The following is a 15,582-nucleotide window of genomic DNA, read 5'->3' as shown; positions in this document are numbered from 1 at the left end:
GCTTCGCCGTCTTCCTGCCGAAATCCGTTGGCGGAGCGGTCGAGATTGCGACCATCACGAAGCATGAGGGCTTCCGCTGGGTGCAGCGGAAGAGCTTCCACCTACCCGATGAGCCGCGGGAGCGCTGACGCCGCTTCAGGGACCTTGATCCGCCGGCGCGGTTCCCATCAGCGCCCGTATCCCTCGCGCAGCCAATCGATGACGCTGAGCAGCCTGGGGCGCGGCGCCTTCGCCGCCTGACGCCGTGCGTAGACTTCATTGAGCAGGATGTCGCCGTCGGCCGCGCGCTCCAGCGTCAGCCGCCGGCTGAAGATCTCCGCCGACCCTGGGTGCCGCCCGATCAGGACGATGCCGGCCAGCGGCAGCAATTCCACGATGAGGCGCAGCATGACATCGGCCGAGGGCGGGTCGAGCGCATCCGTCGCGTCGCCCAGGACGAAACTGGGCATCCTCGTCGCATCAGTCATCTCGGCGACAGGCGGCCTGGTGCTGCTCGCTCGCCTGGATCGCCGTGGCCGCGCATTGCCTTGCCCCGGCGATCCGAAAAGCCAGGCGTTTAATCCCAGGGCTTGATCGTGCAGCCTTCTCCCCGGCATGGAAGGACGGGCCCTTCGACCCGTCCTCCCGAGATCGCAGATGGTCGGGACAACAGTCAGAAATCCATGCCGCCCATCCCGCCCATGCCGCCGCCAGGCGGGCCACCTGCTGAAGCGTTCCGGTCTGGCCGCTCCGCCACCATCGCCTCGGTGGTGATCAACAGGGCAGCGACCGATGCCGCTCCCTGCAATGCGGAACGGACGACCTTGGTCGGGTCGATAATGCCGGCAGCCACCAAGTCCTTATACGCGCCCGACTGCGCGTCGTAGCCGTACTCGTAGGTGTCGGTGCGCAGCACCTCACCGGCGACCACGGCGCCGTCCTTGCCGGCGTTCTCGGCGATCTGGCGGATCGGCGCCTGGATCGCGCGGCGCACGATCTCGATGCCGACCTGCTGGTCCGCGTTGTCCGCCTTCAGGCCAGCCAGCTTCTGGGAGGCGCGCAGCAGGGCCACGCCGCCGCCCGGGACGATGCCTTCCTCGACCGCCGCACGGGTCGCATGCAGCGCGTCATCGACGCGGTCCTTGCGCTCCTTGACCTCGACCTCGGTCGAGCCGCCGACGCGGATGATGGCTACGCCGCCGGCCAGCTTCGCCAGGCGCTCCTGCAGCTTCTCGCGGTCGTAGTCCGAGGTGGTCTCCTCGATCTGCGCCTTGATCTGAGCAATCCGGCCCTGGATGTCGTCCTTCTTGCCGGCGCCGTCGATGATCGTCGTGTTGTCCTTCTCGATCCGCACGGTCTTGGCATGGCCCAGCATCTCTAGCGTGACGTTCTCGAGCTTGATGCCGAGATCCTCGCTGATCACCTGGCCGCTGGTGAGGATTGCAATGTCCTCGAGTAGTGCCTTGCGGCGATCACCAAAGCCCGGCGCCTTCACCGCCGCGACCTTCAGGCCGCCGCGCAGCTTGTTGACCACCAGGGTGGCCAGCGCCTCGCCCTCGACGTCCTCGGCGAGGATGAGCAATGGGCGAGCCGTCCGAGCCACCGCCTCAAGCAGCGGAAGCATCACCTGAAGGCCAGACAGCTTCTTCTCGAAGATCAGGATGTAGGGGTCATCCATCTCCACGATCATCTTCTCCGCATTCGTGATGAAGTACGGGGAGACGTAGCCGCGGTCGAACTGCATGCCCTCGACGATATCCAGTTCGGTCTCCACGCTCTTGGCTTCTTCGACCGTGATGACACCTTCCTTGCCGACCTTCTCCATCGCCTTGGCAATCATCTCGCCGATCTCTGTGTCACCGTTGGCGGAAACCGCGCCGACCTGGGCGACCTCGGCCGAGCTCGATATCTTCCGGCTGTTCTTCTCAAGGTCCGCGACGACCAGTGCAACGGCCTTGTCTATGCCGCGCTTGAGGTCCATCGGGTTCATGCCGGCAGCCACTGCCTTGGCACCCTCACGGACGATCGATTGGGCCAGGACCGTCGCCGTCGTCGTGCCATCGCCAGCCGTGTCACTGGTTCTGGTGGCCACCTCGCGCACCAACTGCGCACCCATATTCTCGAACTTGTCGGTCAGTTCGATTTCCTTGGCGACCGTCACGCCGTCCTTCGTGATGCGTGGGGCACCGTAGCTCTTGTCGAGCAATACGTTGCGGCCTTTCGGGCCCAGCGTCACCTTCACGGCGTCGGCCAGGATGTCCACGCCGCGAATCATTCGCTCGCGCGCGGAGGCGCCGAACTTCACGTCCTTAGCAGCCATGTGTGTTTACCTCTTGATGTCTGTGTGTCGGGGGTCGGACGAAGCGGCGCCTCAGGCGGCCTTCTTCGCCTCGGCGGAGCCCTCGAGGATGCCCATGATGTCGGACTCCTTCATGATCAGGAGCTCTTCGCCATCGAGCTTCACCTCGGTGCCCGACCACTTGCCGAACAGGATGCGGTCGCCGGCCTTCACATCGAGCGGGCGGATCTCGCCCTTCTCGTTGATGGTGCCAGCGCCGACGGAGACGACTTCGCCTTCCTGCGGCTTCTCCTTGGCGGTGTCGGGGATGATGATGCCGCCGCGGGTCTTTTCTTCCGCTTCGATGCGGCGAACGAGAACGCGGTCGTGCAGGGGACGGAAGGTCATGCGGCCCTCTCCTTAAGCTTCTTGTGGATTGCCCCGCTGCGGCGAGCGCGCGCCGCGTTGGCAGGCGCCTAGCACTCTCACGGGCAGAGTGCTAATCAACTGGGCCTTCCCGACCCGAATGTCCATGATTCATTCGGCGCCATCCTCGCTGCGAGCGAGGGTGCGTTTGTCAACACCGACTCAGATCTTGCCCAGCCATTCTCAGCCGACAAGCCAGCGTCGGTGAACGTGCATCAGAAGCTGGAGCACGCTGTGAGCTCGGCTACCTGTCGGCCAACTGATCGGAGGCAACGACACCGCTCATTTCCGCCAACCGTCGCGCGTAGGGTTGTAGATCACGCGCTGGCGCACCACTTGCGTAACGTCAGACTCGTGCGGTCCGGCCTGCGCTCTCGTTCACGATCGAGCCCGGTGCACGTTTTCCTGCCAAGCTTGATCCGTTGCGCGGGGTGCCGACGCATGGGCGTGTTTGCGCCCGTGGTTCTCGCGAACCTCACCTGACGCAGGTCTTCGAAGACGACGCCCGGCGCTCGGCCAATCGCGCGAGACGGAGGTTGGAAGCGGTAATGCCGCGAACGGAGCAGGTGTCGCGCGCATTGGATTCAACACCATCCGCTAGCCGAATCAGCAGCAGGAGCCGCGCCACAATGATTCCTTCCGCCCCGCCGCTCCATCGCATCGCATTCCTCGGAAACCATCCTCCACGAATGTGTGGCCTCGCCACATTCACGGGCGACCTGCGGACCGCCGTTGCCGGCGCATTGCCTGGCGCCGAATGCTTCGTCCTGGCGATGACGGAGACGGGTGCCAGTCACGCCTATCCGTCAGAGGTCTGGCTCCAGATCCCCGAGAACGACACGCGCGCCTTTGGCCGCGCTGCCGAGTTCCTCGGCGAGGTGAACGCCGACGTCCTCTGCGTCCAGCACGAATACGGCATATTCGGCGATCGCGACGGGGAGCGGGTGCTGACCCTCCTCGAAGGTGCGACGATGCCGGTGGTCGCGACCCTGCACACCGTGCTGGACCGCCCCACGCGCGGCCAGTTCCGCGTGATGGAGGAGGTCATCCGCCATGCCGATCGTCTTGTGGTGATGACCGAACGGTCGCAGCGGATTCTGACCAGCGTCCACGATGTGCGGGCCGACCGCATCACTGTGATCCCGCACGGCATTCCGGAGACGCCGGCCGAGAATCCGCCCGCTGGGCATAAGGCCGAATTCGATGCCGTTGGGCGGACTGTGCTGCTCACCTTCGGGCTGCTGTCTCCCGGCAAGGGCATCGAACAGGCCATCCGCGCGATGCCCGCCATCGTCACGCACCGACCGGATGCGCTCTACCTGGTGGTCGGCGCCACCCACCCAAATATCCTGCGACGCGAAGGCGAGGCGCATCGCGACTCCCTCAAGCGCCTGGCCGCGCAGCTTGGCGTGAGCGACCATGTGCGCTTCCTCGACCGCTTCGTCGACTTGCCGACGCTGACACGCGCCATCGCCACGGCAGATATCTACCTCACGCCATATCTAAATGAAGCGCAGAGCGTCTCCGGCACGCTCGCCTACAGCTTCGGGATGGGCAAGGCGGTGGTCTCGACACCCTATTGGCACGCCGCGGAACTGTTGGCGGAGGGGCGCGGCGTGCTGGTGCCCTTCACCGATCCACCGGCCATCGCTGCAGCGGTGGTGGGGCTGCTCGCCGATCCTGACCGGCTGCGGGCGATGCGTGAGACGGCCTATATGCTCGGACGCGACATGCGATGGTCGCGCATCGGCGAGCGCTATCGCGATGTCTTCGATCAGGTAAGGCTGGAAGCGTCGCATCGTGCAAAGCCGCGACAGGCGTCGGCTGTGGCAAAGATGGCTGGCGTCGTGGCGCCGCTGCGGCCGGGCTCTTCGCCGCAGGGCGACGTCGTCCCGCCGGTGAACCTTGCGCATCTCGCACAATTGCTGGACCCGACCGGCCTCGCACAGCACGCGACGCTCGCGATCATCGACCGCGCGCATGGCTATTGTCTCGATGACAACGCCCGCGGATTGATCCTCGCCACGCAGCTGACCGCCGGTCGCACGGCACCACCCCCCGCGGGCGACCTGTTCGGCATCACGGCAGCCTTCGTCCAGCACGCCTGGGATGCCAAGGCTGGGCGGTTCCGCAACTTCATGGCCTATGACCGGCGCTGGCTCGAGGTGGTCGGCTCCGACGACAGTCACGGGCGCGCTGTCTGGGCGATCGGAACCGTTGCGGCGAATGCCGCCGACGCGTCGCATCGTGCCTGGGCCTATGGACTGCTCGAAGGGGCCGCGCCGCCAGTACTCGCGCTGACCTCCCAGCGCGCCTGGGCCTTCGCCCTGCTGGGTACTCTCGAAGCCCTCGCGACACGGCCGGAGGATCTGCGCCTGGCGCGGCTGCGGACGACCCTTGCGGAGCGGCTCTACGATCATCTGCGCGGCAATCGACGCCCGGGCTGGACCTGGTTCGAGGAGATCGCATCCTACGACAACGCCCGACTGCCGCAGGCACTGATCGCCGCCGGGCATCAGGCCGGACGGCCGGAATGGGCCACGCTCGGCATCGAGGCGCTCGATTGGCTCTGCGAGGCCCAAACCGCTGAGGCCGGGCATTTCCGCCCGATCGGCTCCGAAGGCTTCTGGCGCCGCGGCAAAGAACGCGCGGTGTACGACCAGCAGCCGCTTGAGGCTGCCGCCACCATCAGTGCGTGCCTCGAGGCCTGGCGCGTGACCGGCGACGGCGTCTGGCTCACCGAGGCCCAGCGCGCCTTCGCCTGGTTTCTCGGCGACAACGACCTCGGGCAGCCGCTGTACGACGCAAGCACCGGCGGATGCTGCGACGGGTTGCTATGCGACCGCGTGAACGGAAACCAGGGTGCGGAGTCGACGCTTGCCTTCCTGATGGCCTCGACGGAGCTTCGCGCTGCGCTGAATGCGGCGTCACTCAGCCTTGCGGACGGCTTCGTGCAGGTCGCCGAGTGACCGACGGCTATGCCGGCCTGGTCAGGCTGCCGACCCTGATCGAACCCGACCCTGCCCGGGTCATCCTGCGTCCGTTTCTCTCCGCCCTCGATCCGCGGGACCTGCACCGGTCGGACCTGCTGCGCGCGACGCGCCTGATCGACCGGATCCTGGCGATGGACGCGGCAGCGGTCGAAGCGGAGTTCGCGACAACGCTACGCGACTTTGGTGCGCGCCATGCCGACCTCGCGACCGCCTTCGCCGAGCGCTACACCCAGATCCGCGACCTGCTGGGCCTGGCGGACGACCCGATCGAGGCACGACGTTTGCTGATCGGCGCCTTCTTCAGCAACGAGTACAGCTTCCAATCGACCGCGCTGTTCAACCCGTCGATCGTCCCGCATCCAGACCAGACGGGGCTTGATGCGGATGAACTGCGCTTCGTGATGAGTCTCCGAGCCACTGGCGAGGGCCACATCAGCTCGATCTGCTTCTGCTCCGGCGCGGTCACCGGGGCGGGCGAGATCCGCCTTGATCCACCGGGCCGCTTCGCCACGACCCCACGGCGCAGCACCGCAGCGCGGCTGGCCGATGCCTACGATGTGACATTTCAACCCGGCACGGAGCTGGGCGAGCGCGTCATCTTTCCGATCACCCAGCAGCAGCGCAACGGCATCGAGGATGCGCGTCTGGTCCGCTTCGTCGAAGATGACGGTCGCGTTACCTACTTCGCCACCTACACCGCCTATTCCGGGCGGGAGATCGCGCCCGAGATGCTGCGGACCGACGATTTCCGCCGCTTCTCCTTCATACCGCTGCGTGGGGATGCGGTCAGCAACAAGGGCATGGCGATGTTCCCGCGTCGCATTGGTGGGCGCTATGCGATGCTGGCGCGCTCGGATGGTGAGACGCTGCAGTTGGTCACGTCCGACGACCTACACGTCTGGAACGACGCGACGGAAATCCTCTCCGCGGCGGAGCCCTGGGAATTCGTGCAGATCGGCAATTGCGGCAGCCCGATCGAACTGCCGGAAGGTTGGCTTGTCATCACCCATGGTGTGGGCCCGATGCGTCGCTACTGCATTGGCGCGGCGCTGCTGGACCTGAACGATCCGAGCCGGATGATCGCGCGGTTGCGCAAGCCTCTGCTGACGGCGATCGGGGGCGAGCGAAACGGCTATGTGCCGAACGTCGTCTATTCCTGCGGTTCGTTGGTGCATGCAGGAAGGTTGATGCTGCCCTATGCGACCTCAGATACCGCCACGCGCTTTGCCGTGATGCCCATAGCGGATCTGCTCGACGCAATGGGCTGACGGCTCAGCCCATCGCGAGGCAGGGGCTTGGGCCGGGGCCAGGATGCAGTATCGCGAGTGCCGCACCGGCAAATCTGACGGGGTTGCTCATCGCCGGGACGAACACGGCCGCGCCGCGCGCCAGGGCGCGACCATCCATCGTGGCGCCGTCCGCGAGGGGCACAAGGATATGCTCGCGACTGCTGTCCGGCCGCAGCGTGAAACCGTCAGCGGTCTCAAGTCGCTCAAGCACAAAGCGCGGCGCGACAGCCAGGGTCTGTAGCGCCGCGTTCGTCGCGGCGCCGATGACAACGCGGGAGCGACGGAGATCGGCGACCGACAGTGCCTCATCGATCTGCAACGGGCGCGGCCGTCCGTAGTCGAAAAGGCGGTAGGTGACATCGATCGGATCCTGCACCTCCAGAAGCACCAGGCCGGCGCCGATCGCGTGCACCGTGCCGGCAGGGATCAGGAGAGTCTCACCGACGCGAACCGCATGCTGATGCAGCAGCGAAAGCACCGTTCCATCCGCCGAGGCCGCGCGAAGCACGCTGGCGGTGACTGATTCCTGGAAGCCAACCCAAACCTGGGCGTCGGGTGTTGCTTCCAGGATGTGCCAGGCCTCGTCCTTACCTGAAGCGAGCGTGCCCGACGCATGGGCCACGGCGTCCGTCGGGTGGACCTGCACCGATAGCGGCGCCGACGTGAAGAGAAGCTTGACGAGCAATGGGGGTCCGGTGCGGCCTGCATGGCAGCGTGCGAGGTGGTCGCCGAGCGTCCCGCCTGTCTCGATCTCGCAGTTGATGTCACTCAGCCAAGCTTCACCTATGAAGGAGCCGACGGCTGTAGGGACCGCGTCAACCCAGAGCCCGAGGTCTGGACGACCCCAGATTCTCTCGACCAGCGTGGGTATGATGCGTAGGGCCACGCGGCTCATGAGTACCAGCTTCATCTGGAAAGAAGTTGCTACAGAGAGATCTGGGGCGCATCGAGCGCGAGAACAAGCACGCCGAGGTGCTGATCTTGCATCTGACCGCGTCACGGCCGATCGATCGGTCGGATCTGCTCGTCACGCTGGATGCGATCGATGGCCAGGAGGATGGCGCCCGGGCGGAGCAGATGCTGGGTCGCGCCGATGAGGTGAAGCGGCCGGAGCCCGGCTCGCGTCGCGCGAAGATGCCCCAGACGCGTGATTTCCGGTGAGACGCAAACTGAGTGCGATCAAATAGACGTCTGACGAAAGACTTTGGCGTGCCGTGCAGCGGACTTCATGCTCGACACAGCCACGCGTGGAGGCAGCAGACGATGAGCAAGCGTGTGAAGACGCCGAGTGCAGAGCGTGTGCCGGGCCGCGAGCCTGGGTCGGAGCAACGCGACGAGTACCTGCGCATTTGGGATGCCGTCGATGACGATCACCGCAAGATGCTGATCTTCTTTGCCCGCGGCATGGCACAGGACGCCGGCCTCGTGCCGCCAAGCCGCCATACGCAGCCCGCCAGCGATAAAAGCTCGCTTCCGAAACACGCAGGCCGCGGCAGATCTCCCCCACCCTCCGACCTTGGGCCGGTTCCACCTCTGCCTGCCGCAGCAACCCTATAATCTGCTCCGCCGTATGACGCTTCTTCGGCGTCCCGCCTCCTTCCAAGAAGGACAACTCTCTCATCTCAGACGGATCCCTTTCGGGGGGAAGGTCACTTCCCAGCCGCTGCACGCCCTGACCGATGGCGGATAAGACTCCGCCGCGGCGGCTTGGCACCCGAAACGCGCCGGGCATGATCGCCGCCCACCGACCCACCCGTTCAGCCTTCTTCGGTGACCTCTTCGCTCCGGAGCAGATTCCTGGCGTTCTTCTTAATCGTCGCCAGCGCATGCTCCATCGCGGAGATCTGCTCCTCGGACAGACCTTCCAGCAACTCGCGATTCAGTTTCCGGCTCACTTCGGTCATGCGGTTCAGGATGCCCTCTGCCTTGGAGGTGGGATGGATCAGGTTGACTCGCCGATCATCCCTGTCCGGCCGTCTCTCGACGAGACCGTTCGCCACCATGCGATCGATCATCCTGCTGACCGCGACTTTGCCGACCCCGAGCAGGGCGGCCAGGTCCGCCTGCGCCATGGCGCCCGTCTTGCTGCGGGAAAGCTGCGCCAGCGTTGTCCACTGCATGTGCGTCACGCCATGGGGCCGCATCTCCTGGTCGAACAGCATCCTGCGGATCCGGGAGGTATCGTGGATCAGGTAGTTCACGCGGAACTCATCGGATCGCCTCGATGTCGAGCGGCGGGCTTCCCGCCCATCCTTCCCGCGTTCCCGGGGAGACCGCGCTGCGGCGTCCGGATCAGGTGGGTTCGCCACTGTTCATCCTCCAACGGCCAACATGCGGCACCGTCCTCGCCTTGTTCCTCATGTCCAATCGCCGTGCCAGCCCCTCATTCTCCGCCTGCGGACACGCGCATGGGAGGGGGTTGCGACATATAGATAACCTAGATAACGATACACCTGCTAACCAAAATGGCTCCGGGCCGCTCGCCGGCTTCGTCCATTCGGAAGACTGCGTTGCCGCCACGCATCGCCTCCGGGACGAGGCACGGCGCCTCGGCAACGGGCAAGGGTAGGGGACGTTATGAACGGGCAAGGAACTCTTCGCGCCGGCTTCGGCCGGCGGACCCTCCTCGGGGGCGCGGCGCTCACGACACTGGCGGTGCCCGGCATCGGGAAGGCGGACGAATTCCCCTCCCGCCCGGTCAAGATCGTCGTCCCGTACAGTGCCGGTGGTACCGATAGCCAGTATCGCAAGCTCGCCGAACTCGTCGGCCGGAAGTTTGGCCAGCCGGTCATCGTCGAGAACAGGCCCGGAGGGGCGGGAACCGCCGCGGTCATCCAGATGGCGCGCACGTCCCGCCCGGACGGCTACACGATCGGCGCCTCCACGGCGCCGCTGCTGCGCCAGCCGCATATGCAGCAGGTGGACTACGATCCGCTCAGGGACCTGACCTGGATCGCTGGCCTCGGGTCGTACACTTTCGTTATCCTGGTCAGGAAGGACGCGCCCTTCACGACCCTGAAGGAGCTGCTGGACTGGGCGAAGGCCAATCCGGGCCGGCTCAGCTACGGCACGCCAGGTGTCAGTTCCTCCCAGTACATCGCGATGGCGGACCTCAGCCTGGCCGCCGGCATCGACACCCTGCACGTTCCGTATCGCGGCGGCGGCGAGATCAATGCCGCCGTGCTCGGCGGGCATACCGTGGCGGGCGTGAATACGCTCGCCGGCATCGCCGGGCTGGACGGCAACGAGGTGCGGGCATTGGCGTGCTTCGATCCCGAGAGGCTCGGCGCGCTGCCGAACCTGCCGACCGTGCGCGAGTCCGGCTACGACCTGGTCCACACGGCACCCTACGGCATCGTGGGGCCGCCGGGCATGGCCGCGAACGTCGTGGCGCGCCTGCAGGACGCCTTCGGCGAAGCCATGCACGACGACGAGAACCGCCGGCTGATCGCGACGCTCTATCAATCGATCTGGTTCCGGTCGGCCGCCGAATATCGCGACTGGGCCGCCGCGCAGTTCGAGCGCGAGCGCGTCCTCATCGGTCGTCTGGGCATTCCGCGGAACTGAAGCCCTCGGACAGCCGAAGGCGCACGCGCCGCGCCCGGACCGTCCCGCATCCGCCGGTCGCCGATCATCCGCCAAGAGGTCCGAAGGCCATGAATGGTGTTGCGCAGCCTTACATCGACCCCAGGATGCCGCCGCCCGATGCCATGATGCCGCAGCTTCGCCTGCGGCACTGGGCGGATTCATGTGGGGACCGCGTCTTCGCCGTCTTCGACGACGGGCAGGAATGGACCTATGTCGGGTTCCGGGAGCGCGTCCTCCGTGCGGCCGCCGGACTGCATCAGGCGGGCATCCGCCAGGGCGACCATGTCGTGACCTGGCTTCCCAACGGGCCGGAAGCCCTGGTCTTCTGGTTCGCCATCAATCATCTCGGCGCTGTCTTCGTGCCCGTGAACACGGCCTATCGCGGCCGGATCGTGGACACCGTCCTGGCGATCGCCGGCGGCGCCATGCTGATCGCCCATCATGGACTGATCGGTCGCCTCGCCGCGGGCGCGGCGCTGCCGCCGCGATGCGTCGTGGTCGGGGGTGAAGGCGCGCCGCCTCCGGGCTGGCGCCCCGCTTCGGACATCCTGGATGCCGGCGGCGCAGCGCCGGTTCCGGACCGCGAGATCATGCCCTGGGATACCCAGAGCATCGTGTTCACCTCCGGCACCACCGGCCCATCCAAGGGCGTCTGCCAATCCTACTTCCAGCAGTACACGATCGCCGTCGGCGCGGCCTTTCTCAGCGCCGAGGACCGCTGCCTGATGACGCTGCCGCTCTACCACCAGGGCGGCATCACCGGCGTCAACCGGATGCTCTTCTGCGGTGGCTCGGTCGCGATGGCCGGGCCCTTCACCACCGACACCTTCTGGCCGGCGGTGCGCCGGACCCGGGCGACGAGCGCGACGCTCATGGGCGCGATGGCCAAGTTCCTCGTCGGCCAGCCGCCGTCCGATGAAGACCGCGACCACACGCTGCGAAACGTCATCATCGCGCCGCTCGATGAGCAGGAGGCCTTCGCCACGAGGTTCGGCGTGGACGTCTACTCCGTCTACAACATGACCGAGCTCGGCGCGCCCCTGGTCACCGAGCCGAACCCCAAGGCCCAGGGCACCTGCGGCAGGGTGCGGCCGGGCTTCGAGCTCCGGATCGTGGACGAGAACGACTGTGAGCTTCCGGCGGGCATGCGAGGCGAACTGGTGGTTCGCCACGAAACGCCATGGGCGCTGACCAGCGGGTATCACAGGAATCCCGAGGCAACGGCCGGCGCCTGGAGGAACGGCTGGTTCCATACCGGGGATTGCTTCTCGCGCGATGCGGCCGGCAACTATTTCTTCGTCGATCGGCTGAAGGACACCGTTCGGCGTCGCGGGGAGAACATCTCCTCCTTCGAAGTCGAAGCCGAAGTGCTGGCCTTCCCATCGGTGGCCGAGGCCGCGGTGATCGGTGTGCCCAGCAAGGACAGCGAGCAGGACCTGATGGCCGTCCTCGTCCCGACGCCGGGCGCCGTCGTCGACCCGCTGGAACTGCTTCGGTTCCTCGAGCCGCGCCTGCCCCACTTCATGATCCCCCGCTACGTCCGCAGCGTCGCGGCGCTGCCGAAGACGGCCTCGCACAAGATCCAGAAGCAGCCCCTGCGTGATGAGGGGGTGGCCGAGGGAACCTGGGACAGGGAAGCGGCCGGCGTCCGCATACGACGCGAGAGGCTGTGAGCCCCGGGCTGAAGAATGATGGAGACTCGCCTGATGATGGACTTCGGTGCTGCGGCGACGCGGCCCTTCGACGCGCTGCTGATCGCCAACCGTGGCGAGGTCGCCCTTCGCATCGCCCGCGCGGCAACCGAACTCGGGCTACGGCCGGTATCCGTCTATTCCGAGGATGACGATGCCTCCATGCACCGCTTCGCGGTGGCGGATGCCGTGCCCCTTCGCGGCCATGGCCCTGCCGCCTATCTCGATGGGGCGCAGCTGATCGCCCTGGCGCAGTCGCAGGGGTGCCAGGCGATCCATCCGGGCTACGGCTTTCTCAGCGAGAATGCCGATTTCGCTCAAGCCTGCACCGAAGCCGGGCTCATCTTCGTCGGGCCGGCGCCTGCTCAGTTGCGTCTCTTCGGGGACAAGTCCACGGCGCGTGTCTTCGCCCGTCAGCATGGCGTCCCCGTCCCGCGCGGGACGGATGGGCCGACCAGCCTCGAGGCGATGGCGGACTTCATGGCCGGCCTCGGACCCGGCGCTGCGGTCATGGTGAAGGCGGTCGCGGGCGGCGGCGGGCGCGGCATGCGCCAGGTGCGGGAGGCCGGGCAACTGGCGGAGGCCTACGCGCGCTGCGAGTCCGAGGCGCGATCGGCGTTCGGCAATGGCGCGCTCTACGTCGAGGAACTCATCCCCGACGCGCGGCACATCGAGATGCAGGTGATTGGCGATGGCACCACAGTCGCCTGCTTCGGCGAGCGCGATTGCAGCATCCAGCGGCGACACCAGAAGGTCGTCGAGGTCGCCCCAAGCCCCTCCCTGTCGCCCACGCTGCGCCAGGCCCTGACGGAGGCGGCGCTGCGCATGGCGTCGGCCGCATCCTACCGTGGGCTCGGCACCTTCGAGTTCCTGGTCTCGGGCGAGGATCGCCATGTGTTCATCGAGGCGAACCCTCGCCTTCAGGTCGAGCACACCATCACCGAGGAAGTGACCGGCATCGACCTCGTGAAGGCTCAGCTTCAGGTCGCCGCGGGTCGGACGCTCGCCGATCTGGGGCTGGAGCAGGATCGGATCCCGGCCCCGCGCGGCTATGCCATCCAACTGCGCGTCACGATGGAGGCCTCAGGCCATCCGCAGGCCGGCGGCGACCGTCTCGAGGCCTTCGATATCCCCTCCGGTCCGGGGATCCGCGTCGACACCTTCGCCTATTCCGGCTTCGCGCCCAGTCGCAACTTCGACTCCCTTCTCGCCAAGGTCGTCTGCCACAGCGCCTCCCCGGATTTCGGCGACGCGCTGCAACGCTCGCGGCGGGCGCTGCGCGAGTTCCGTATCGCCGGAATCCCGACCAACCTGACCATGCTGCGAAACCTGCTCGACCTGCCGCGGTTCGGCGATTGGGCTGTCACGACGGACTTCCTCGAACGGCACCAGGAGGTGCTGGCACGCCCCGCTGCCGGGCTCGGCGACGTGCTGCCGCGCCCCGAGGGGCGGAACGACCCGGGGCCGCAGGGGGCAGCCGCGCCCGCGGCGGACGATCCGTCCCTCGTCGCGGCGCCGATGCGGTGCCGGCTGATCGACATCTCCGTCACGCCGGGCCAGGCCGTGCGAAGCGGCCAGCAGCTCGCTGTCGTCGAGGCGATGAAGATGGAGATGACGATTGTCGCGCCCTCTGCCGGCGTGATCGAGGCTCTGCTGGCCGAATGCGGCAGCATGCTGGAGCCCCAAGAGGTGATCCTGCGGCTCGCGCCGTCATCGGAAGATGCGGGCGAGGAAGATGCCGCGACCGACTGCGACGAGACCGCGGTGCGTGCCGATCTCGCCGAGGTGCTCGACCTTCATCGAAGGCTGCTCGACGAGGCGAGGCCCGAAGCCGTCGCCAAGCGCCGGAAGACGAAGCTCCGGACTGCGCGCGAGAACATCGCCGACCTCTGCGACCCGGGCACCTTCACGGAATATGCGCCGCTCGCGGTGGCCGGGCGGCACAGCCGGTACGATCTTGAACATCTGCGGGACATCAGCCCGGCAGACGGATTCATCTGCGGCTTGGCCGGCGTGAACGGCGCGCTGTTCGGCCCGGAAGGCAGCCGGTGCATGGTCGCGTCCTACGACTACACGGTGTTTGCCGGCACCCAGGGCTATATCGGCCACAAGAAGCATGACCGTGTCTTCAAGCTCGCAGAGAAGGCGCGCCTGCCGGTCGTGATCTTTGCGGAGGGCGGCGGCGGCCGGCCGCCCGATGACGACTATATCGGCGCGCCGAACCTCGGGAATCCGACCTTCTGGAACTACGGGCGCTTGAGCGGCCTCGTTCCGCTCGTGGGCATCGCCGCGGGGCGCTGCTTTGCCGGCAATGCGGCCCTGCTGGGCTGCTGCGACGTCGTGATCGCGACCGAGGATGCGAGCATCGGCATGGGTGGGCCGGTGATGATCGAAGGCGCCGGCCTTGGCGTGGTGCGCCCGGAGGATGTCGGACCGGCACCGATGCATGCCGAGCGCGGCGTGGTGGACATCCTCGTGCGGGACGAGGCCGAGGCGGTGGCTGCGGCGAAGAAGTACCTCTCCTATTTCCAGGGGACGGTTTCCGAGTGGAGCTGCGCCGATCAGTCACGCCTGCGCCATGTGATTCCGGAACGCCGGACGCGGGCCTACGACGTGCGGCGCGTCATCGAGATCCTTGCCGACGAGGACTCCGTCCTGGAACTGCGCCCGCGCTTTGGTGCCGGGGCGGTGACGGCGCTGATCCGCATCGAAGGTCGGCCGATGGGTGTCTTCGGCAACAATCCCATGGTGCAGGCCGGCGCGATCGGAGCGCAGGAGGCTGACAAGATCAGCCGCTTCGCGCGGCTCTGCGATGCTTTCGGCGTTCCGCTGATCTCCTTGTGCGACACGCCTGGCATCATGGTCGGGCCTGAAGCAGAGACGACGGCGCTGGTGCGCCGCGCGGCGCGCCTATTCGTGACCGGGGCGGGGCTGTCAGTGCCGCTATTCACCGTCGTGCTTCGGAAGGCCTACGGGCTCGGCGCCATGGCGATGGCCGGCGGCAGCTTCCATGAGTCGTCCTTCTTCACCATCGCCTGGCCGACCGCCGAGTTCGGCGGCATGGGTATCGAGGGGCAGGTGAAGCTCGGCTACCGCAAGGAACTCGCAGCGATCACCGACGAGGCAGCGCGGGAGGCGCGTTACCAGGACCTGGTTCAGGCCGTGTACGAACGGGGCAAGGCAACACGCATCGCGCCACATCTCAGCATCGACGATGTGGTGGACCCTGCGGAGACAAGACGCTGGATCAGGCAGGGATTGCTCTCGCAGCCGCCCGCCGAGACGCTGCGGCAGGCCGAGCGGCGCTGGATCGACACCTGGTAGCGCCTGCGGGCAGA

General features: G+C 66.9%; 11 protein-coding genes and 1 pseudogene. 6 read left to right on the top strand and 6 right to left on the bottom strand.

What is annotated here, in order from left to right:
- Window positions 1-167: 167 nt before the first annotated feature.
- The 3 genes from GXW76_RS16165 to groES form a co-directional block, all read right to left on the bottom strand.
- Window positions 168-449: a hypothetical protein gene (locus tag GXW76_RS16165; protein ID WP_211863124.1), complete on the bottom strand. Its 282-nt coding sequence runs from the start codon at window positions 447-449 to the stop codon at window positions 168-170.
- Window positions 450-652: 203 nt separating this feature from the next.
- A complete protein-coding gene (gene groL / locus GXW76_RS16160; protein ID WP_211863123.1) occupies window positions 653-2,299 on the bottom strand; it encodes a chaperonin GroEL in 1,647 nt (548 codons plus the stop codon).
- A gap of 51 nt (window positions 2,300-2,350) precedes the next feature.
- Window positions 2,351-2,665 carry a co-chaperone GroES gene (gene groES / locus GXW76_RS16155; RefSeq protein ID WP_211863122.1) on the bottom strand — a complete coding sequence of 105 codons (315 nt, stop codon included), beginning with the start codon at window positions 2,663-2,665 and terminating at the stop codon, window positions 2,351-2,353.
- 566 nt (window positions 2,666-3,231) lie between these two features.
- Between groES and GXW76_RS16150 the strand changes: the two genes are divergently transcribed.
- Window positions 3,232-5,652: a glycosyltransferase family 4 protein gene (locus tag GXW76_RS16150; protein WP_211863121.1), complete on the top strand. Its 2,421-nt coding sequence runs from the start codon at window positions 3,232-3,234 to the stop codon at window positions 5,650-5,652.
- Window positions 5,649-6,944, top strand: coding sequence for a glycoside hydrolase family 130 protein (locus GXW76_RS16145; RefSeq protein ID WP_211863125.1), 1,296 nt, complete (start codon window positions 5,649-5,651; stop codon window positions 6,942-6,944). Before GXW76_RS16150 ends, GXW76_RS16145 begins: the two co-directional genes overlap by 4 nt.
- A gap of 4 nt (window positions 6,945-6,948) precedes the next feature.
- Here the strand turns inward: GXW76_RS16145 and GXW76_RS16140 are convergent, their stop codons facing one another.
- Window positions 6,949-7,875, bottom strand: coding sequence for a class I mannose-6-phosphate isomerase (locus tag GXW76_RS16140; RefSeq protein ID WP_211863120.1), 927 nt, complete (start codon window positions 7,873-7,875; stop codon window positions 6,949-6,951).
- 71 nt (window positions 7,876-7,946) lie between these two features.
- Between GXW76_RS16140 and GXW76_RS25755 the strand changes: the two genes are divergently transcribed.
- On the top strand, window positions 7,947-8,126 hold the full coding sequence (locus GXW76_RS25755; RefSeq protein WP_246514429.1) for a hypothetical protein: 180 nt from the start codon (window positions 7,947-7,949) through the stop codon (window positions 8,124-8,126).
- Window positions 8,127-8,388: 262 nt separating this feature from the next.
- On the opposite strand, the pseudogene GXW76_RS26265 reads toward GXW76_RS25755, so the two are convergent.
- Together GXW76_RS26265 and GXW76_RS16130 are read right to left on the bottom strand one after the other, a co-directional pair.
- A pseudogene (locus GXW76_RS26265) lies at window positions 8,389-8,586 on the bottom strand (transposase); the annotation flags it as partial.
- Window positions 8,587-8,722: 136 nt separating this feature from the next.
- A complete protein-coding gene (locus GXW76_RS16130; protein ID WP_211863118.1) occupies window positions 8,723-9,166 on the bottom strand; it encodes a MarR family winged helix-turn-helix transcriptional regulator in 444 nt (147 codons plus the stop codon).
- Window positions 9,167-9,620: 454 nt separating this feature from the next.
- Between GXW76_RS16130 and GXW76_RS16125 the strand changes: the two genes are divergently transcribed.
- The 3 genes from GXW76_RS16125 (at window position 9,621) to GXW76_RS16115 (ending at window position 15,568) form a co-directional block, all read left to right on the top strand.
- Window positions 9,621-10,532: a tripartite tricarboxylate transporter substrate binding protein gene (locus GXW76_RS16125; protein ID WP_211863117.1), complete on the top strand. Its 912-nt coding sequence runs from the start codon at window positions 9,621-9,623 to the stop codon at window positions 10,530-10,532.
- Window positions 10,533-10,657: 125 nt separating this feature from the next.
- Window positions 10,658-12,226, top strand: coding sequence for an AMP-binding protein (locus tag GXW76_RS16120; protein ID WP_246514427.1), 1,569 nt, complete (start codon window positions 10,658-10,660; stop codon window positions 12,224-12,226).
- Between the two features lie 15 nt (window positions 12,227-12,241).
- Window positions 12,242-15,568: a carboxyl transferase domain-containing protein gene (locus tag GXW76_RS16115; protein WP_211863115.1), complete on the top strand. Its 3,327-nt coding sequence runs from the start codon at window positions 12,242-12,244 to the stop codon at window positions 15,566-15,568.
- Window positions 15,569-15,582: the final 14 nt, after the last annotated feature.

The organism is Neoroseomonas soli (genome assembly GCF_018129065.1).
Classification (GTDB): Bacteria; Pseudomonadota; Alphaproteobacteria; order Acetobacterales; family Acetobacteraceae; genus Neoroseomonas; species Neoroseomonas soli.
This window is presented reverse-complemented; position numbering and strand designations above follow the sequence as displayed.

Coding starts and splice junctions, on each gene's coding strand:
- GXW76_RS16165 (WP_211863124.1), bottom strand. CDS start 449: ATGCCCAGTTTCGTCCTGGGCGACGCGACGGATGCGCTCGACCCGCCC.
- groL (WP_211863123.1), bottom strand. CDS start 2,299: ATGGCTGCTAAGGACGTGAAGTTCGGCGCCTCCGCGCGCGAGCGAATG.
- groES (WP_211863122.1), bottom strand. CDS start 2,665: ATGACCTTCCGTCCCCTGCACGACCGCGTTCTCGTTCGCCGCATCGAA.
- GXW76_RS16150 (WP_211863121.1), top strand. CDS start 3,232: ATGCCGCGAACGGAGCAGGTGTCGCGCGCATTGGATTCAACACCATCC.
- GXW76_RS16140 (WP_211863120.1), bottom strand. CDS start 7,875: ATGAAGCTGGTACTCATGAGCCGCGTGGCCCTACGCATCATACCCACG.
- GXW76_RS16120 (WP_246514427.1), top strand. CDS start 10,658: ATGCCGCCGCCCGATGCCATGATGCCGCAGCTTCGCCTGCGGCACTGG.
- GXW76_RS16115 (WP_211863115.1), top strand. CDS start 12,242: ATGATGGAGACTCGCCTGATGATGGACTTCGGTGCTGCGGCGACGCGG.